Source organism: Streptomyces sp. KL109B (genome assembly GCF_030766935.1).
Taxonomy (GTDB): Bacteria; Actinomycetota; Actinomycetes; order Streptomycetales; family Streptomycetaceae; genus Streptomyces.
In genome coordinates, this window is the sequence record NZ_JASERL010000002.1 from 306,539 (window position 1) to 325,251 (window position 18,713).

Here is an 18,713-nt window from a genome sequence, read left to right on the forward strand (position 1 = left end):
GTCCGGGCATGCCGGAGCTGCCGGTGAACTGCCCGGCGGAGAAAGGGGGAAAGCGCTTTCTGACGCGGGACAATAGAGCGCCGCCGGATCGGGTGGCAAGACTCCGCGCACCGCTTGTGACCCGACCTCCCGGCACTCGGTCCGGCGCTCAGCCGTCCAGCGCGGCCCGCCCCGCCTCCAGGCGCGCCACCGGGATCCGGTACGGGGAGCAGGACACGTAGTCGACACCCGCCCGGTGGAAGAAGTGAATGGACCCGGGGTCACCTGCGTGTTCTCCGCACACTCCGTTCTGGATACGGGAGTTGGCGGCCCGCCCCGCCCGCACCGCGAGCGACACGAGCGCGCCCACGCCGTCCTCGTCCAGCGTCTCGAAGGGCGACGTGCCGAGCACGCCCTGGTCGAGATAGCGCGGCAGGAACGAGGCCTCCGCGTCGTCCCGCGAAAGACCCCACGTGGTCTGGGTGAGGTCGTTGGTGCCGAAGGAGAAGAAGTCGGCCTCGCGGGCGAGGGCGTCGGCCGTGAGGGCGGCGCGGGGCAGTTCGATCATCGTGCCGATGGGCACGCGCAGCTCACGTCCCGCCTCCTCGCCGACCTCGGCGAGCGTCCGCTCCACGAGGGCGCGGGTTCGCCGCAGCTCCTCCACGGTCGCGACCAGCGGGATCATGATCTCGGCGCGCGGGCTGCCGCCGTCGTGCAGGCGGCGCACCACCGCCTCGGCGACGGCCCGCACTTGAGTGGCGACGAGGTCGGGGACGGTGAGGCCGAGGCGTACACCTCGAAGGCCGAGCATCGGGTTGCGTTCGCGCAGCCGGGACACGGCCGCGAGGAGCCGGCGGTCGCGCTCGGTGGGGTGGGCGTTCGCCGCGACGCGGGCGGACAGCTCCGCGTGGTCGGGCAGGAACTCGTGCAGCGGCGGGTCGAGCAGCCGGATGGTGACCGGCAGCCCGTCCATAGCCTTCAAGATGCCGATGAAATCGAGGAGTTGGAGGGGCAGCAGCGCGGCGAGCGCCTTGCGCCGCTCCTCGCTGCCCTCGTCGGCGAGGATCATGGTCTCGACGAGTTCCCTGCGCGTCCCGAGGAACATGTGCTCGGTGCGGCACAGGCCGATTCCCTCGGCGCCCAGTTCGCGGGCGAGGGCGGCGTCACTCGGGGTGTCGGCGTTGGCGCGCACTTCGAGGCGGCGTACGGAGTCGGCGTGCGCGAGGGCGCGGCGGACAGCGTCGGCGAGGGGGCCGGTGCGGATGTCGCTCAGCAGCGCCTCGCGGACCTCGGAGTCGGTCAGGGGCAGGGCTCCCAGGTGTACGGTTCCGGCGGTGCCGTCGACCGAGACGGTGTCACCTTCGCGGACCACCACCCCGTACTTGTTGGTGAGTTGGCGGGCGGACGGGTCGACGACGAGCGTGTCGGCGCCGCACACGCACACCGTGCCCATGCCGCGCGCGACGACCGCCGCGTGGCTGGTCTTGCCGCCGCGGCTGGTGACGATCGCGTCGGCGGCGATCATGCCGGGCAGGTCGTCCGGGCTGGTCTCGCGGCGTACGAGGACGGTGTGCTGGCCGGCCTTCGAGCGGCGGATCGCGGCGGCCGAGTCGAAGACGACGACGCCGACGGCTGCGCCGGGTGACGCCGGGACGCCGGTGGCCAGGGGGACGTCGGTGGGACCGGTGTCGAAGCGCGGGAACATCAGGCGGGTCAGCGCGGCGCCGTCGACGCGGGACAGGGCCTCGTCGTCGGTGACCGTCTTCTCGTCGAGCAGGTCGTACGCGATCCGGAAGGCGGCCTCCGCGGTGCGCTGGCCGACGCGGGTCTGGAGGATCCACAACGTGCCGCGTTCTACGGTGAATTCGACGTCGCACAGGTCGCGGTAGTGGTGTTCCAGGGTGTGCAGGTGGGTGTCGAGTTCGGTGTACGCGCGGGGGTCGCGGGTGCGTAACTCGTCGAGGGGGAGGGTGTCGCGGGCGCCCGCGACGACGTCCTCGCCCTGGGCGTCGGGGAGGTAGTCGCCGTACGGGCCGTGGGCGCCGGTGGCGGGGTCGCGGGTGAAGGCGACGCCGGTGCCGGAGTCCTCGCCGAGGTTGCCGAAGACCATGGCCTGTACGTTCACGGCGGTGCCGAGGTCGTCGGGGATGCCGTGGCCTGCGCGGTAGAGGCGGGCGCGGGCGCCGTTCCAGGAGTCGAAGACGGCGCGCAGGGCGCGGTGCAGTTGGACGACCGGGTCCTGGGGAAAGTGTTCGCCCGTCGTGCGGTGGATGATCCTCTTGAACTCCTTTACGAGGGTGGGTGGTTGTGTACCGCGCAGTTCGGCGGCGGCCTGCTCGAACCGGGCGGCGTCGACGCCCATCACCGTGTGGCCGAACATCTGGAGGAGCCGCCGGTAGGAGTCCCACGCGAAGCGTTCCTTGCCGGTCGCCGCGGCGAGGGCGGTGACGGAGGTGTCGTTCAGGCCGATGTCGAGGATGGTCTCCATCATGCCGGGCATCGAGTGGCGGGCGCCGGAGCGGACGGAGACGAGGAGGGGGGCGGCGCCGTTGGAGGCCGTGCCGAGGGTGCGGCCTGCGCTCCGCTCCAGGGCGGCGAGTGCGTGGGCCACTTGGCCGCCCAGGTCGGGGGGTTCGGTTCCGGTGGTGAGGTAGTGGCGGCAGGCCTCCGTGGTGATCGTGAAGCCGGGTGGGACGGGGAGGCCGAGGTGGGTCATTTCGGCGAGGCCGGTGCCTTTGGCGCCGAGTTGGTCGATCGGGGGGTGGGGGTGGGCGGTGAAGGGGTGGACGTAGCGGGTGGGGTTGGCGGGTGGTGTCATTGCGGTCGACCTCTTCCCACGTCGCGGGGCTCCGCCCCGGGCCCCGCTGCTCAAGCGCCGCAGGGGCTTCAATTGCCCGGCCGTCATGGAGCGGTCGGACTCCTCCCACGCCACGGGGCTCCGCCCCGGACCCCGCTGCTCAAGCGCCGCAGGGGCTTGATAGGCGTCACGTCGTCTCTCAAGCGCCGCAGGGGCTTGAGAGGCGTCACGTCGTCTGCGGTATCACCGCTACCGGGCACTGGGCGTGGTGCAGCAGCGCGTGGCCCACGCGGCCGAGTTGGAGGCCGAAGTGGGTGTGGCGGTGGCGGGCGCCGATGATGACCAGGTCGGCGGCGGCCGTGCGGCGGAGGAGGGTCGTGCGGGCCGGGCCCTCGATGGTGTCGCGGCGCACCCGCACGTCGGGGTGTGCGGACGCCGTGTCGGACAGGGCCTCGTCGAGGAGTTCGGTGGCGCGCCGACGGTGTTCCCGCTCGGCCTCGCCCGCGCTCGCGGGGACGTCGGCGTACTCGTGGGCCGGGCACCGCCAGGCACGTACGGCGTCGAGGACGCAGTCGCGTACGGTCGCCTCCCGGAACGCGAACTCGATGGCCTGGGAGGAGTGTTCGGGGTCGCCGACGCCCAGGAGGATGCGGCCGTGGGTGCCCGCGACGCCCTCCTTGTCGCCGCGTACGACGATCACCGGGCACTGCGCGCGGGCCGCGACCGTCAGGCCGACCGAGCCGAGCAGCGTCCCGGCGAGTGCACCGCGCCCCCGCGATCCGGTCACCACGGCAGCGGCCTGCTCGCTCGCGTGCAGCAGCGCCGACGACGGCTCCTCGGGGAGCACGCTCGTCGTCAACGGGACGTCGGGTCGGCGGAGTTGGGCGCGGTGGGCGGCAGTGCCGACGACGTTCTCGGCGTAGACGCGCTCGCCGGGTCGGCCGACGTCGCCGCCGAGGGTGGCGCCCTCGTACCGTTCCCACAGCGACGCGTACACGAGACGGACCGGCAGTCCGCGCCGCCCGGCCTCGTCGACGGCCCAGTCAAGCGCGGCCAGACTGGCGTCCGACCCGTCCACGCCCACGATCAGGGGCAGCTCCATGCTCCCCACCGCCTTCCCGTCCCGGTCGAACTCGAACTCGTGCCGTGCCGTTACGGGCAGCGTGGCAGCGCGGCGCGGCGCCGTGACGGGGCCGCTTCGGCCCACGTTCGGGGACCTTCGGCCCCCTCCCCCGGACCGCCCGGTGCTTCGAGGATGCCTGCGGACGACCGAGGGAGGACGCCATGTCCGCAGCGGCGCGCGCACGCATCGTGGTCATCGGGGTCGGCAACGAGTTCCGGCACGACGACGGCCTCGGCCCCGCCGTCGTCGCCCGCCTCGGCACCCGCGCGGCGGACCGCCCGCTGCCGCCCGGCACCGTCCTCACGACCTGCGACGGCGAACCGGGGCGGCTGCTCGGCAGCTGGGAGAGCGCCGAGCTCGCCGTGGTCGTCGACGCGGCGCACGCCGAGCCTCCCCAGCCGGGGCGCGTGCACCGGGTCGAGCTGGACGACGGGGCGTTGGCGCGACCGGGACCGGGGCCGGGACAGGCGAATTCGCACGGGCTCGGGCTCGGCGAGGCCATCGAGCTGTCCCGTGTCCTGGGGCGGCTGCCGGGACGGCTCGTCGTGTACGCGGTGGAGGGCGCGGACCGCCGCGTCGGCACGGGCCTTTCACCGGTGGTCGCCGAACGCGTCGACGCGGTGGCGGACGCCGTGGAGGCCGACATCGTGCGGCATCGCGACGCGGCGGCGCGCGGCGGGGCGGCCCGCGATCAGGGCCACGGTCACGGGGGCGGGGTGTCCGTGTGAGTGCCACCGACCGTGCCCCGCAGTCCTGTCAGACCTGTCAGACCTGGCGCATCGCCGTCTTCGGCCGTGTCCAGGGCGTCGGTTTCCGTCCGTTCGTGCATCGCACGGCGGGCGCGCTCGGCGTCGCGGGCTGGGTCCGCAATGTCGACGGGCACGTGGAGATCACCGCCCGCGCGCCCGCCCGCGCCCTGGACCGCCTCGTCGCCCGGATCCGGGACGAGGCCCCACCGCTCGCCATGGTCCGCACGGTCGAGGTGACGCACGCCGACGACCAACTAGCCGCAGCAGAGGGTACGTTCACTGTCCGGCCCAGCCCCCACGCCCCCACCGTCACCGGCCGCCGCGAGATCCCGCCCGACGCCGCGACGTGCGATCCGTGCCTGGCCGAACTCTTCGACCCGGCCGACCGCCGCTTCCGGTACCCGTTCCTGAGCTGCTCCGACTGCGGCCCGCGCGCCACCGTCATCGAGGCCCTGCCCTACGACCGCGCCCGTACGACCATGCGCCGCTTCCCGCTCTGCGCGGCCTGCGCCGCCGAGTACACGGACCCCGCCGACCGCCGCTTCCACGCCGAACCGCTCGCCTGCCCGGACTGCGGGCCACGCCTCGCGTGGGCCGGGGCCGGTCGTCCGGATCAGCCCGGCCCCAGCGGTGACATCGCGCTGAAGGCGGCCGTGCGGGCCGTCGACGACGGCGGCATCGTCGCCCTCAAGGGCCTCGGCGGCTACCAACTCGTGTGCGACGCCTCCCGGTTGACGGCCGTCGCCGAGCTGCGGCGGCGCAAGCACCGGCCGGCGAAGCCGTTCGCCGTCATGGTCGCCGACCCGGCCGCCGTGCGCCGCCTCGCCGAGTGCGGCGCCGTGGAGGAGGCCGCGCTGCGCTCCCCGCAGCGTCCCATCGTCGTCCTGGACGTCGGCTCGCACATCCCGCTTCCCCAGGTCTCACCCGGCACGGGTCGCTTGGGGCTCTTCCTGCCGACCACGGGGCTGCACCATCTGCTGCTGCGCGCCCTCGACCGGCCCCTCGTCGTCACCAGCGGCAACCGCTCGGGCGGCCCGATCGCCATCGACGACGCCGCCGCGCGCCGGACGCTCGCCGGTATCGCGGACGGTTTCCTCACCCACGACCGGCCGGTCGCCGCCCGCTACGACGACTCGGTGGTGCACCGGGTGGGACGTCGCGTACGCACGGTGCGCCGGGCCCGCGGTCTCGCGCCCGCCCCGCTCGGGCTGCCGCTCGCGTCGCCGCTGCCCCTGGTGGCGGCCGGGGCCCACCTCAAGCACACCTTCACCCTCGTCGAGGGCGACCGCGCCCATATCGCCGCGCACACCGGCGACTTGGCGGACGCCGACACGTACGACGCCTTCCGCTCCTCGTACGCGGATCTGACCCGCCTCACCGGCATCGCCCCGCGCGCGGTGGCCCACGACATGCACCCCGGTTACCTGTCCACCCAGTGGGCGCAGGGCCTGCCGGACGGCGTGCGGCGGGTTCCTGTGCAGCACCATCACGCGCATGTGGCCGCGGTGGCCGCCGAGCACGGGGTGCGGACCCCGTTCATCGGCGTCGCCTACGACGGTCTCGGGCTCGGCGACGACGGCACGCTGTGGGGCGGCGAGGTCCTCGTCGCCTCGCTCACCGGCTATCGGCGGGTGGGCCGGTTCGCCCGCGCCCCGTTGCCCGGCGGCGAGTCCGCCGTCCGGCACCCCTGGCGCACCGCACTCGGCCACCTGTACGGCGCCGAACCGCTGGGTTCGCAGCCGCCTCCGGCGTGGCTGGCGCGGACGTTCGCGCGGCGCCTCGACGCGGTGGCCGCCGAGCGGGTGTGCGCGCTGATCCGGCGCGGCACGCACTGCCCCCAGGCCTCAAGCGCGGGCCGCCTCTTCGACACGGTGGCCGCGCTGCTCGGCCTGAGCGAGGACACGGTGTCGTACGAGGGTGAGGCCGCGGTCGCCCTGGAGAGCGCGGCGGACCGGGCACCGGGGAAGGTGCCCGCGCTGCCGTGGCGGATCGCGCGGGCGGACGGGGTGTGGGTCTACGACCCGGCGCCGACGCTGACGGCGGTCCTGGAGCGGCGCGCCGAGGGCGAGCCGGCGCCCGTCCTCGCGGCCGCCTTCCACGCGACCGTCGCCGAGGCGACCGCCGCGCTCGTCGAGCGGGTGGTGGCCGACGGCGGCCCGCGCACGGTGTGCCTGGGCGGCGGCTGCTTCGTCAACCGCCGTCTGCTGCAAGGGACTTCGCGGCTGCTGCGGGCGCAGGGGCTGCGCGTGCTCGCGGGCTCCGCGGTCCCCGCGAACGACGGCGGCATCAGCTTCGGCCAGGCGGCCGTCGCCGCGGCCCGCCTCCGTGCGGACGAAGGGCGTACGTGATGTGTCTCGGGATCCCCGGCCGCGTGCTCGCCGTGCGCGAGGACACGGGCGTGCGCATGGGCGACGTCGACTTCGGCGGCGTACGGCGCGAGGTGTGTCTCGCGTACGTCCCCGAGGCCGGGGTCGGGACGTACGTCGTCGTCCACGTCGGCTTCGCGATCTCCTACGTCGACGAGGCCGAGGCCGTCCGCACCCTCGACGTGCTGCGCGCCATGGCCGACCAGGTCGAGGGCGAACTCGGCGAGCCGCTGCCCGGCCGGGCGGACGCGGTCTGAGGGACCGTCGGCCCCGTACCGGTGCACCGCCCGGCCCATCGGACGGCGCCCGCGCGCGGCGGACGCTGGGAGTGCCCGGACGGAGAAGGGGACGACGATGACCGGACTCCAGGACCACGGCCAGGACCGGTTCCATGACCAGGGCCCGATGACGACGCCGGGTGCGCCGGTGCACGCGCTGCTCGCGGACGGCACCACGGTGCGGATCCGCCGCGCGGGGCCGCAGGACCGGGCGGCGGTGCTGCGCCTGTACGAGACGATGTCGCCGGAGCACCTGCGGCTGCGCTTCTTCTCCCTCAGCCGGGCCTCGGCGCGGCAGGCCGCCGACCGGGTGGCCAGGACCGAGCGCCCCGAATATCTGGCGCTGGTCTGCGAACGGGGCGGCGCCGATGCCGAGTTCGGGCTGATCGGCCTGGCCGAGTACGAGCGCACAGAGCACGCCGACGACGGCTCCGGGGCGGGCACGGGGGCCGCCGAGATCTCCCTCGCCGTCGACGACCACTGGCACCACAAGGGTGTCGGCACCCTCCTGTTGGAGCATCTCGCGGGCGCCGCGCGGGCCGCCGGGGTCACGGAGTTCGTCGCCGACGCGCTCGCCGAGAACCACGAGATGCTGAAGGTCTTCGCCGACCTGGGGCTGCGCACCAAGCGCTCCTTCGACGGGCCCGAGGTGCACTGCACGGTGCAACTCGCGCAGGACGAGGACTACTTGACGGCGGTCGAGGCGCGGGGGCGGGTCGCCGACGTGGCCAGCCTGGCGCCGCTGCTGCACCCCGGGACCGTCGCCGTGATCGGCGTCGGGCGGCGGCCGGGCTCCGTCGGCCGGGCGATCCTGCACAATCTGCGCACCGGCGGCTTCGCCGGGCGGCTGTTCGCGGTGCACCCGCGGGCGGTCAACCTGTGCGGCGTTCCGGCCAGGGCGTCCGTGGCCGAGCTGCCGCGCGTGCCGGACCTCGCCGTGCTCGCGGTGCCCGCCGACGCGGTGCCGGGGGTCGCCGAGGAGTGCGGGCGGGCAGGCGTGCGCGCGCTGCTCGTCGTGTCCGCCGGGTTCGGCGCCGAGGACGCCGCCCGACTCGTCGACGTCTGCCGCCGGTTCGGGATGCGGCTCGCCGGGCCGAACTGTCTCGGCCTCGCCAATACCGCCCCGGACGTCCGGCTCGACGCGACCTTCGCGGCCCGCCATCCGGGCCCCGGCACGGCGGGCGTCGCGGTGCAGTCCGGCGGCGTCGGCATCGCGCTGCTCGACGGGCTCGCCCGGCTCGGCATCGGGGTGTCGTCATTCGTGTCGCTTGGCGACAAGTACGACGTCAGCGGCAACGACCTGCTCCAGTGGTGGGAGGGCGACGGCCGCACCGACCTGGCGCTGCTGCACCTGGAGTCGTTCGGCAACCCGCGCGCCTTCTCCCGCACCGCGCGCCGCGTGGCCCGCGCCATGCCGGTGCTCACCGTCGACGCGGGCCGCTCCGAACCGGGGAGGCGGGCGGCGGCCTCGCACACCGCGGCGGCCGCCACTCCCACCATGACCCGGCAGGCCCTGTTCACGCAGGCCGGTGTCACCGCGACCCGGACGATCGGCGAACTCCTCGACACGGCCGCCCTGTTGCACGCGCAGCCGCTGCCGAAGGGCCGCCGCGTCGCCGTGGTCAGCAACGCGGGCGGCATCGGCGTGCTCGCCGCCGACGCCTGCGCAGAGGCCGGGCTGGCGGTGCCGCCGCTCGCGCCCGAGCTCGTGGACCGGCTGCTCGACGTGCTGCCCGCGGACGCCCGCGCGTACAACCCGGTCGACGCGACGGCGGCCGTCGAGGAGCGTCAACTGCGCGACTGCGTCGAGGTGTTGGCCGCTCACGGGGCCGTGGACGCGGTGCTCGTGGCGCTGGTGCCGACGGCGGTGGCCGCCGCGACCGGCACCGATCTGACCCGCGCGCTCACCGCCACCCGCGCCCCACAGCGCCCGCTGCTCACCGTGCTGCCCGCGCAGGCCGCCCGCGTCGAACTGCTCGACGCCGCCGTGCCCGCGTACGCCGACGCGCAGGACGCGGCGCGAGCCCTGGCGCACGCCGTCACCCGCGCCGAGTGGCTCACCCAAGAGCCCGGCGACGTACCGGAGTTGAAGGGTGTGGAGACGGCGGCGGCGCGCGCCCTCGTCGCCTCCTATCTGGCCGGGCACCCCGACGGCGGCTGGCTCGACCCGCGGGACACCGCCGCGCTCCTCGCCGCGTACGGCATTCCGCAGCTGCCGTGGGCGTGGGCCCGCGACGAGGACGAGGCCGTCGTCGCCGCCGAACGCCTCGCGGGCCCGTCCGGGCTCGTCGTGATGAAGGCGCACTGGCCCGGCCTGCTGCACAAGAGCGAGCAGCGCGCCCTCCACCTCGACCTGCGCGGCTCAAGCCAAGTGCGCGCCGCGCACCGGGACTTGACGACCCGCTTCGGCGACCTGATGACCGGCGTCGTCGTGCAGCCGCTCGCCGAGCGCGGCACCGAGCTGTTCGCCGGGGTCGCCCAGGACGAGGTGTTCGGGCCGCTCGTGGTGTTCGGGCTCGGCGGCACGGCGACCGATCTGCTCGCCGACCGCGCGGGACGCCTCGCCCCGCTCACCGACCGCGCCGCGCACGAGCTGCTGACCGCTCCGCGCTGCGCGCCACTGCTGTTCGGCTACGCCGGCCGGCCCGCCGCCGACCTCGCCGCCCTGGAACAGCTCCTGCACCGACTGTCCCGGATGGCCTGCGAGCTGCCGCAGCTCGCGGAGGCCGATCTCAATCCCGTACTGGCCGGTCCCGGCGGCATCACCACGCTCGACGTCCGGGTGCGGCTCGCGCCGCGCCGGGCCCACGACCCGTATCTGCGCCGCCTGCGTCGGCCCGCCTGAGGAGGTTCCCGTGAAACACGTCAAGACCGGAGCGGTGATGGTCACCGATGTCGTGACCGTCCGCGGCGGCACCCCGTTCAAGGAGGTCGCGCGGCTGCTCGCGGAGCGTCGCATCAGCGGCCTGCCGGTGGTCGACGACGACGGACACGTCGTCGGTGTGATCTCCGAGACCGATCTGCTGCGCCACCAGGCCGAGCAGTTGGAGCCGTACGAGGAGCCGGGTGGCGTACGCGGCCGGCTGCTGCGGATGCGGCCGGGCCACCGGAGGGCGGCGCGGCGTGCGGTCGCGCGCACCGCCGACGGCCTCATGTCGAGTCCCGCCCGTACGGTGCGGGCCGAGGCCACGCTCGCGCAGGCCGCCCGCACCATGGCCGAGCACGGCGTCGAGCGGCTTCCCGTCGTCGACGAGGAGGACCGGCTCGTCGGCATCGTCACCCGCCGCGATCTGCTGGGCGTGTTCCTCGTCCCGGACGCCGAGATCCGCCGCACCGTGATCGAGGAGGTCCTGGTGCGCGCCCTGTGGCTGACGCCGCGCAGCGTCGCGGTCGATGTCCGCGAAGGGGTCGTGACGCTCGACGGGCAGTTGGAGCGGCGCAGCGAGCGGGACATCGCGCGCGCGATGACGCGCCGCGCGGACGGCGTCGTGGGCGTGGTCGACCGGTTGACGTTCCGCGTCGACGACTCGCATCTGCGCCCGGACGAGCAGGCGTTGCACGGCGTCGCGGACGACTGGCTGCGCAAGCTGTGAACCCGGAGAGCCCGTGAGGAGCCTGAGGGGTAGTCCTTCATGACCGCGGCACCCCCGGCGTCGAGCCCGTCCGCCGCCCTCAACGAGATCGCGCGCGCCGCGTCGGTCCCGGTGGAGCTGGACGAGTCGGCGCTGGCCGTCCCCGACACGGTGGCCGCGGCCTGCGATCTGCTCGGCCTGGCCCCGCGCACCGTCGCGAACGAGGGCTGCCTCGTCGCCTTCGTCGCCTTCGTCGCCCCGGAGGCGGGCGAGGCGGCGCCGGCCGTGGTGGAGATACCGCTGGGGGAACAACTCCCGCGCGTCTGCTGACTTCCACGGCGTCTCCGACGGCACCTTTCGCAACACCTTTGTGATCGGCATCACCCTGTACTCATCGTGGACGTCAGGTCATCATATGACCTGCGCTCAACGACGAGAGACAGACAGGGACGGTCACACATGCACGACCAGGATCACCCGGCACCGACCACACCTGAGGCGCCCCGCGTGGGCGTCGTCGGCCTCGGGGCCATGGGCCTCGGCATGGCACGCAGCCTGCGCGCCGCCGGGTTCCACGTGGGGGTCCACGACCTGCGCGCGGAGGTGGCGGAGGAGTTCGCCCGCGAGGGCGGCGCCGCGTACGCCTCGGCCGGAGACCTGGCGGCCGACGTGGATGTGCTCGTCGGTGTCGTGGTGAACTCGGCGCAGGTCGAGTCCGTCCTGTTCGCCGAAGGTGACGGCGGCGCGGCCCACCGCCTGCGCCCCGGCTCCGTCTACGTCATGTGCTCCACGGTCGACGCGTCCTTCGCCGCCCAACTGGAGCGCAGGCTCGGCGAGTTGGGCGTGCACTGCCTCGACGCGCCGATCTCCGGCGGCGCCGCCCGCGCCGCGACCGGCGAGCTGACGATGATGACGTCCGGCTCCCCGGCGGCGTACGCCCTCGCGGACCCGGTGCTCGAAGCGATGAGCGCCACCGTCTACCGGCTCGGTGACAGCGCCGGACTCGGCTCCAAGGTCAAGATCGTGAACCAGCTGCTCGCGGGCGTGCACATCGCCGCCGCCGCGGAGGCCATGGCCCTCGGCATCAAGGCGGGCGTGCCCGCCGATTCGCTGTACGAGGTCATCACGCACAGCGCGGGCAACTCGTGGATGTTCGAGAACCGCATGGCGCACGTCCTCGCCGGGGACTACACGCCGCTGTCCGCCGTCGACATCTTCGTCAAGGACCTCGGTCTCGTACTGGACTCGGCGCGGCCGGAGAAGTTCCCGCTGCCGCTCTCCGCGACCGCCCACCAGATGTTCCTCCAGGCGTCCGCCTCGGGGCTCGGCGGCGAGGACGACAGCGCGGTCATCAAGATCTTCCCGGGCATCGAACTGCCCCACGCCCAGAACGCCCAGCACACCCAGCACGCCCAGAACGACTCGGAGGCCTGACGTGCCCATCCGCCTCGGCTGCATCGCCGACGACTTCACCGGCGCCACCGACCTCGCCAACAACCTCGTACGCGCGGGCATGCGCGTGGTCCAGCTGATCGACGTACCGGCGCCGGGAACCCCCGCCCCGGCCGGAGCCGACGCCGTCGTCATCGCGCTCAAGTCCCGTACCGTGCCCGCCGCTCAGGCCGTCGACGCCTCGCTGCGCGCCCTGGAGTGGCTGCGGTCGACCGCGGGCGCCGAGCAGATCTACTTCAAGTACTGCTCGACCTTCGACTCGACCCCGGCGGGCAACATCGGCCCGGTCACCGAGGCGCTGATGGACGCCCTCGGCACCGACTTCACCGTCGCGACGCCCGCGTTCCCCGACAACGGGCGCACCATCTTCAAGGGGCACCTCTTCGTCGGTGACGCGCTGCTCGGCGAGAGCGGCATGCGGCACCATCCGCTGACGCCTATGACCGACTCGAACCTGGTGTCGGTGCTCGGCGCGCAGACCACACGGCCGGTCGGGCTCATCGACCACAAGGCGGCCGCCGCCGGGCCCGAGGCGATCGCGGCGCGGATCGACGAGTTGCGCGCCGACGGGGTCGGCGCCGCGATCGTCGACGCCGTGTCGAACGACGACCTGGTGCGGCTCGGCGCGGCCGTCGCCAAGCTCCCGCTGGTCACCGCCGGTTCGGGCCTCGCCATTGGGCTGCCCGCGAACTGGGGCATCACCCCCTCCCCCGAGGCGGCCCAACTCCCCTCCGCCTCCGGGCACTCGGCGGTCGTCGCCGGTTCGGTGTCCGCCGCGACGAACGGTCAGGTGCGGGAGTTCCTGACCACCGGGCGGCCAGGCTTCAGCGTGGATCCGCTGCGGATCGCGGCGGGCGAGGACGTGGCCGCGGAGGCGCTCGCCTTCGCCGACGCGCACCTGGCCGGGTCCGACGAGCCGGTCCTCGTCTACTCGACCGAGTCCCCCGAGGCCGTACGCGATGTGCAGGGGCAGCTCGGGGCCGCCGAGGCCGGGGAGTTGGTGGAGCGGACGCTCGCGCGGGTCGCCGAAGGGCTCGTCGAGCGCGGGGTGCGGCGGCTCGTCGTCGCCGGTGGCGAGACCTCCGGCGCCGTCGTCCGGGCCCTCGGCCTGACCGGCCTGCGGATCGGCCCGCAGATCGACCCGGGCGTGCCGTGGTGCGCGGCGCCGCTCCCCGGCGGCGACACCCTGCACATCGCGCTGAAGTCGGGGAACTTCGGCGGCCCGGACTTCTTCACCACGTCGTTCGACAAGCTCGGCCAGGAGGCGCGCCGGTGAGCACCCTCGACCTCAACTCGGCTGCCGAGTCCGCCCGTTCGGAGATCGTCCGCGTCGGCACCAGCCTCTTCGACCGCGGCTACGTCCACGCCAGCGCCGGCAACATCAGCGCCCGGCTCGACGACGGCCTCGGCCACCTCATCACCCCGACCGACGCGGCCCTCGGCTTCCTGCGCCCCGAACGCCTCGCGCTCGTCGACGCCGAGGGCGAGCAGGTGGCGGGCGACCGCGCCAGCAAGACACTCACCCTGCACCGCCGGATCTACGCGGCCGACCCCACGGCCCGCTTCGTGATCCACACCCACTCGACACACCTCGTCGCGCTCACCCTCGCCGGTGTGTGGCGCCCTGACGACGTGCTGCCGCCGATCACCCCGTACTACGTGATGAAGGTGGGGCACGTCCCGCACATCCCGTACCACCGCCCTGGCGACCCGCGCGTCGCCGAGCTGGTGACCGAGCGGATCAACTCCCGTACGGCGCAAGGCACTCCGATCCGTGCCGTGCTGCTCGACCGGCTCGGCCCCGTCGTCTGGGGGCCGGACGCCGCGTCCGCGCTCGCCGTCCTCGAAGAGCTGGAGGAGACCGCCCGCCTCTGGCTGACGACCGGCCGCACCCCCGCTCCCCTGCCCGAAGACGCCATCGCCGAGCTGAGAGCCACCTTCGGCGCGGCGTGGTGACACACCTCCCCCGTCCGCTCGTCTCCCCCTGAGCCGCACAAGGAAGTGCCCCTCATGTCCACGACCGTCCCCACGGCCGAAAGCCCCGAACTCGCGCGTGAGAACGCCGTGTTCCGCAAGGTGATCCGCCGCATCGTCCCCTTTCTGATCCTGTGCTACGTGGTCTCGTACCTGGACCGCGTCAACGTGGGCTTCGCCAAGCTGCAGATGTCCTCGGACCTCGGCTTCAGCGAGGCCGCGTACGGGCTCGGCGCGGGCCTGTTCTTCATCGGCTACTTCTTCTTCGAGGTGCCCTCGAACCTGCTGATGCAGAAGGTCGGCGCCCGCACCTGGATCGCCCGCATCATGATCAGCTGGGGTGTGGTGTCGGCGGCGTTCGCCTTCGTATCGAACGAGGCGACGTTCTACGCGCTGCGCTTCCTGCTCGGCGCCGCCGAGGCCGGCTTCTACCCCGGCGTCATCTTGTACTGCACGTACTGGTTCCCGTCGCAGCGGCGGGCGCGCGTCATCGCGATGTTCATGTCGGCGATCCCCGTCGCGGGCATCTTCGGCAATCCGCTCTCCGGCTGGATCATGGACGTCTTCGACGACGCGGCCGGGTGGAGCGGCTGGCAGTGGCTGTTCGTCGTGGAGGCGATCCCCGCCCTCGTCATCGGTGTGGTCTGCCTGTTCTGGCTCGACAACAGCGTGCGCGACGCCAAGTGGCTGACCGACGACGAGAAGACGGTCGTCGAGAAGGCGCTCGCCGCCGACGCCACCCACCAGACCGTGCACGGCCGCGCCCTCGACGCCTTCCGCAACGGCAAGGTGTGGCTGATGTGCCTCATCTACTTCTGCTTCGTGATGGGCCAGTACGCGCTGACGTTCTGGATGCCGACGTTCGTGGAGTCCACCGGCGTCAAGGGCGGCCTCGCGATCGGCGCCCTGAGCGCCGTCCCGTACCTGGCCGCGCTGATCGCCATGAACCTCTTCGGCTTCTCCGCCGACAAGCGCCGCGAACGCCGCTGGCACCTGGTGATCCCGTCTCTGATGGGCGCGGTCGGCTTCTCCCTCGCGGCGAGCTTCACCGGTTCCACCGCGCTGGCCCTGGTCGCCCTGTCGATCGCGGCGGCGGGCGTGCTGACCTGCGCCCCGCTGTTCTGGTCGCTGCCGACGGCGTTCCTCGGCGGCACGGCGGCCGCGGCGGGCCTCGCGGCGATCAACTCGGTCGGCAACCTCGCCGGCTTCGTCAGCCCGTACATGATCGGCGCGTTGAAGGACGCGACCGGTTCGACGGCGATCCCGATGTACGTTCTGGCGCTGTCGCTCGTCATCGGGGCGGCGGCCGTCCTGACGACGAAGAAGAGCGTCGTCAACCGCTGACCCGATCCGACCACCCGTCTCTTACTGGGAGCCACCATGCCAAGGTTCGCGGCGAACCTCTCCACCCTGTACCCCGAGCACGACTTCCTGGACCGCTTCGCCGCGGCCTCGGCGGACGGCTTCGAGGCCGTCGAATACCTCTTCCCGTACGCGTACGAGCCGGGAGACCTCCGTGCCCGACTCGACGAACACGGCCTGCGCCAGGTCCTGTTCAACGCGCCGCCCGGCGACTGGGACGGCGGCGAGCGCGGCATCGCGGCGCTGCCGGGCCGCGAGCCGGAGGTGCGCGAGGGCGTCGACCGGGCCCTGGAGTACGCGGCGGCCCTCGGCAGCCCGCGCGTGCACATGATGGCGGGCCTGGTGCCGGAGGGTGTGTCACGGGCGGCGTGCCGGGACACGTACCTGTCGAACCTGGCGTACGCCGCCGAGAAGGCTGCCTCCGCCGGGGTCGACATCCTGATCGAGCCGATCAACACCCGCGACATGCCGGGCTACTTCCTGAACCGTCAGTCGGACGCGCACGCCGTCGTCCAGGAGGTCGGCGCCGCCAACCTGAAGGTCCAACTCGACCTGTACCACTGCCAGATCGTCGAGGGCGACCTCACCACCACGCTCCGCCGCGACCTGCCGACGGGCCGCGTGGGCCACCTTCAGATCGCGGGCGTCCCCGACCGCCACGAACCGGCCGACGGCGAACTGAATCTCCGTCACCTTCTCGCCGTGGTCGACGAGTTGGGCTTCGCCGGCTGGGTCGGCTGCGAATACTTTCCGAAGGCCGGCACGAGCGAGGGCCTCGGCTGGCTGAAGCACATCCAAGGAGAACAGCACGCATGAGGATCGTCATCACGGGCGGCTTCGGCTTCCTGGGCCGCCAGGTCGCCGAGGCACTGCTGGAGCGGCGCACGTTCGACGGCCGCCCCATCGACCGTCTCACCCTGGCCGACAGGTTCGTCCCTGACGAGTCACCGCTGACCTCGGACCCCTTGGTCGAGGTGGTCAAGGGTGACCTCACCGAGCGCCTCGGCGAGCTGTTCGCCCGCCCGGTGGACGTGGTCCTGCACCTCGCGGCGGCGGTGTCGGCGGAGTGCGAGGCCGACTTCGACCTCGGCATGACCGCCAACCTGGACACGACCCGCGCCCTCCTGGAAGCGGCCCGCGCCCAGTCGGAGGCGGGCGGACCTTCCGTACGACTCGTCCTGGCCAGCAGCGTCGCGGTCTACGGCTCGGACGCGGCACTCCCGCTGCCGCCCGTCGTCGACGAATCGACGCTGCCGACCCCTCAGTCCAGCTACGGCGTGCAGAAGCGGATCTGCGAGCAGCTCGTCGCCGAGTACACGCGCCGCGGCTACCTCGACGGCCGCGTCACCCGCCTGATGACCGTCTCGGTGCGCCCCGGCAAGCCGAACGCCGCCGCCTCCGGCTTCCTCTCCGGCATCGTCCGCGAACCCCTCGCGGGCGCCCCGTCGACGTGCCCGGTGAGCCCCGACACCCGGGTGGCGCTCGCCTCGCCGCGCCGCACGGTGGAGGGCATCCTCCGGGTGGCCGAAGCCAAACGCGGCACGGGGGACGGCCAGTTGACAGGCAACGTACCGGTGAACCTCCCCGCCCTCACGGTCACGGTGGCCGAGATGCTGGCGACGCTGCGCGCGGTGGCGGGCGACGCGGCGGCCGACCTCGTGACGGTGGCGCCGGACCCGGCGGTCGAGCGAATCGTCGGCTCGTGGCCCGCCGCCTTCGACAACACCCGTGCGGCGGCCCTCGGCCTCGGCCCCGACCCGGACTTCGCTTCGGTGGTGCGCCAGTACGCGGCCGACCACGCGGCCGCCGTGACGGCGCCGATAGACTGAACCCATGTTCAACAAGGTGGACGGACCCGTGCGGCTCGCGGATCGCGTCGCGGCGATGCTCACCGAGGAGATCGAGTCCGGGCGGCTGACGGCGGGCGACAAGCTGCCGACCGAGGTGGAGCTCGTCAAGCAGCTCGGCGTCAGCCGCACCGTGATCCGCGAGGCGGTCTCCCGGCTGCGCAACGCGGGCCTGGTGGAACCCCGCCAGGGCCGCGGCGTCTTCGTGCTGCCCCGCCGCACCCGTCCCCTGGACCTGGAAGCGGACGGCACGCTCGCGAAGGTCCTCCAGATCGTCGAGGTGCGCCGCGCGATGGAGGCCGAGGCGGCCCACCTCGCGGCGACCCGCGCGACCCCGGCCGACGTGGCCCGCATGCGCGCGGCGCTGGAGGCCATCGACGAGGCGGTCGCGGCAGGCGGCGACGGCACGGACGAGGACCTCGCCTTCCACCGCTCCATCGCCGAGTCGACCGGCAACCCGGTCCTCGTCTCCACGGTCCGCTACCTCGGCGAGGTGTCCCGCGGCGGCATCCGCGTCACGCGTGCCAACGAGGCCCGCCGCGACGACTTCTTCGAAGCGGTCCGCAGCGAACACCAGGCCATCCTGACCGCGATCGAGAACAGCGACGCGAAGGCCGCCCGCACGGCGGCCCGCCGCCACATGAAGCAGGCGGCCACCCGCCTCCAGAAGGCGGACCCGGAGTTCTGGGACGAGGCGGAGCGCCTCGCCGTGGACCTCGACGCGGGAGCCTGAGCAGCCCCCGCGCCGGCCCGTTCCCGCGGTCCTCAGACCGCGAGCTGAATCTGCCCGTGCGCATCGGCGCCGGAGTGCGTGGCATCCCCGGCGAACGAGGCGTCGTAGCCCTGCAGCAGCTCGTCGACGATCCCCGGCCCCAGCTCGATCGGCACCGAGCCGAGGTCCGCGACACCGGACTCGTCGGTGACGGCCGTGCCGAGCTCACGCCCGGACGAGCTCTGGAAGTACACCCGCTGCCCGGCGATCGGGTCCCCCTGGTCGTCGGTGAGCCACGCCTTGACGTCGGTCACCTTGAGCTGCGTCACGTCGAGGCGCGCGTCGGTGACGTCGAGCATCGACGCCTCCTTCGCCACCGAACTGCGCGGCACACTCTGGAACCCGGCATCCGGCGCCGCCGCCTGCGCGACCCCGGCCCCGGCCCCACCGATGAGGAGGGCACCAGCGAGCGACGTTGCAATAATTGAGCGCCTCATGACCA

The 18,713-nt window shown here is 73.6% G+C and carries 16 protein-coding genes; 13 read left to right on the top strand and 3 right to left on the bottom strand.

Going from position 1 to position 18,713, the window contains the following annotated elements; genetic code table 11:
- Window positions 1–148: 148 nt before the first annotated feature.
- Together ppdK and RBJ65_RS07290 are read right to left on the bottom strand one after the other, a co-directional pair.
- On the bottom strand, window positions 149–2,797 hold the full coding sequence (gene ppdK / locus RBJ65_RS07285; RefSeq protein WP_306316480.1) for a pyruvate, phosphate dikinase: 2,649 nt from the start codon (window positions 2,795–2,797) through the stop codon (window positions 149–151).
- Between the two features lie 205 nt (window positions 2,798–3,002).
- Entirely contained in the window at window positions 3,003–3,878 is an 876-nt protein-coding gene (locus RBJ65_RS07290) for a universal stress protein (protein WP_306316714.1), read from the bottom strand.
- 182 nt (window positions 3,879–4,060) lie between these two features.
- On the opposite strand from RBJ65_RS07290, the gene RBJ65_RS07295 reads away from it, so the two are divergent.
- The 13 genes from RBJ65_RS07295 to RBJ65_RS07355 all read left to right on the top strand — a co-directional run bounded on the left by RBJ65_RS07295 (window position 4,061) and on the right by RBJ65_RS07355 (window position 18,232).
- Window positions 4,061–4,627 carry a hydrogenase maturation protease gene (locus RBJ65_RS07295; RefSeq protein ID WP_306316479.1) on the top strand — a complete coding sequence of 189 codons (567 nt, stop codon included), beginning with the start codon at window positions 4,061–4,063 and terminating at the stop codon, window positions 4,625–4,627.
- The gene (gene hypF, locus RBJ65_RS07300; protein WP_306316478.1) at window positions 4,624–6,996 is read left to right on the top strand and encodes a carbamoyltransferase HypF; all 2,373 of its coding nucleotides are present in this window, start codon (window positions 4,624–4,626) and stop codon (window positions 6,994–6,996) included. Before RBJ65_RS07295 ends, hypF begins: the two co-directional genes overlap by 4 nt.
- Window positions 6,996–7,271: a HypC/HybG/HupF family hydrogenase formation chaperone gene (locus RBJ65_RS07305; protein WP_306316477.1), complete on the top strand. Its 276-nt coding sequence runs from the start codon at window positions 6,996–6,998 to the stop codon at window positions 7,269–7,271. Before hypF ends, RBJ65_RS07305 begins: the two co-directional genes overlap by 1 nt.
- Window positions 7,272–7,419: 148 nt before the next feature.
- A complete protein-coding gene (locus RBJ65_RS07310) occupies window positions 7,420–10,137 on the top strand; it encodes a bifunctional GNAT family N-acetyltransferase/acetate--CoA ligase family protein (RefSeq protein WP_306316713.1) in 2,718 nt (905 codons plus the stop codon).
- A gap of 10 nt (window positions 10,138–10,147) precedes the next feature.
- Window positions 10,148–10,885 carry a CBS domain-containing protein gene (locus RBJ65_RS07315; protein WP_306316476.1) on the top strand — a complete coding sequence of 246 codons (738 nt, stop codon included), beginning with the start codon at window positions 10,148–10,150 and terminating at the stop codon, window positions 10,883–10,885.
- 39 nt (window positions 10,886–10,924) lie between these two features.
- On the top strand, window positions 10,925–11,194 hold the full coding sequence (locus RBJ65_RS07320) for a hypothetical protein (protein ID WP_306316475.1): 270 nt from the start codon (window positions 10,925–10,927) through the stop codon (window positions 11,192–11,194).
- A gap of 90 nt (window positions 11,195–11,284) precedes the next feature.
- Window positions 11,285–12,298, top strand: a complete 1,014-nt coding sequence (gene ltnD, locus RBJ65_RS07325; RefSeq protein ID WP_372341181.1) for an L-threonate dehydrogenase — start codon at window positions 11,285–11,287, stop codon at window positions 12,296–12,298.
- Between the two features lies 1 nt (window position 12,299).
- Window positions 12,300–13,592, top strand: a complete 1,293-nt coding sequence (gene otnK / locus RBJ65_RS07330) for a 3-oxo-tetronate kinase (RefSeq protein ID WP_306316473.1) — start codon at window positions 12,300–12,302, stop codon at window positions 13,590–13,592.
- A complete protein-coding gene (locus RBJ65_RS07335; protein WP_306316472.1) occupies window positions 13,589–14,272 on the top strand; it encodes an aldolase in 684 nt (227 codons plus the stop codon). Before otnK ends, RBJ65_RS07335 begins: the two co-directional genes overlap by 4 nt.
- Window positions 14,273–14,326: 54 nt before the next feature.
- Entirely contained in the window at window positions 14,327–15,634 is a 1,308-nt protein-coding gene (locus RBJ65_RS07340) for an MFS transporter (protein ID WP_306316471.1), read from the top strand.
- Between the two features lie 36 nt (window positions 15,635–15,670).
- Window positions 15,671–16,468, top strand: a complete 798-nt coding sequence (otnI, locus tag RBJ65_RS07345; protein WP_306316470.1) for a 2-oxo-tetronate isomerase — start codon at window positions 15,671–15,673, stop codon at window positions 16,466–16,468.
- Window positions 16,465–17,481: a D-erythronate dehydrogenase gene (gene denD, locus RBJ65_RS07350; RefSeq protein ID WP_306316469.1), complete on the top strand. Its 1,017-nt coding sequence runs from the start codon at window positions 16,465–16,467 to the stop codon at window positions 17,479–17,481. The genes otnI and denD overlap by 4 nt, the downstream gene beginning before the upstream one ends.
- Window positions 17,482–17,485: 4 nt before the next feature.
- Entirely contained in the window at window positions 17,486–18,232 is a 747-nt protein-coding gene (locus RBJ65_RS07355; RefSeq protein ID WP_306316468.1) for a FadR/GntR family transcriptional regulator, read from the top strand.
- 32 nt (window positions 18,233–18,264) lie between these two features.
- Here the strand turns inward: RBJ65_RS07355 and RBJ65_RS07360 are convergent, their stop codons facing one another.
- Entirely contained in the window at window positions 18,265–18,708 is a 444-nt protein-coding gene (locus tag RBJ65_RS07360) for an Ig-like domain-containing protein (protein ID WP_306316467.1), read from the bottom strand.
- Between the last annotated feature and the right edge of the window lie 5 nt (window positions 18,709–18,713).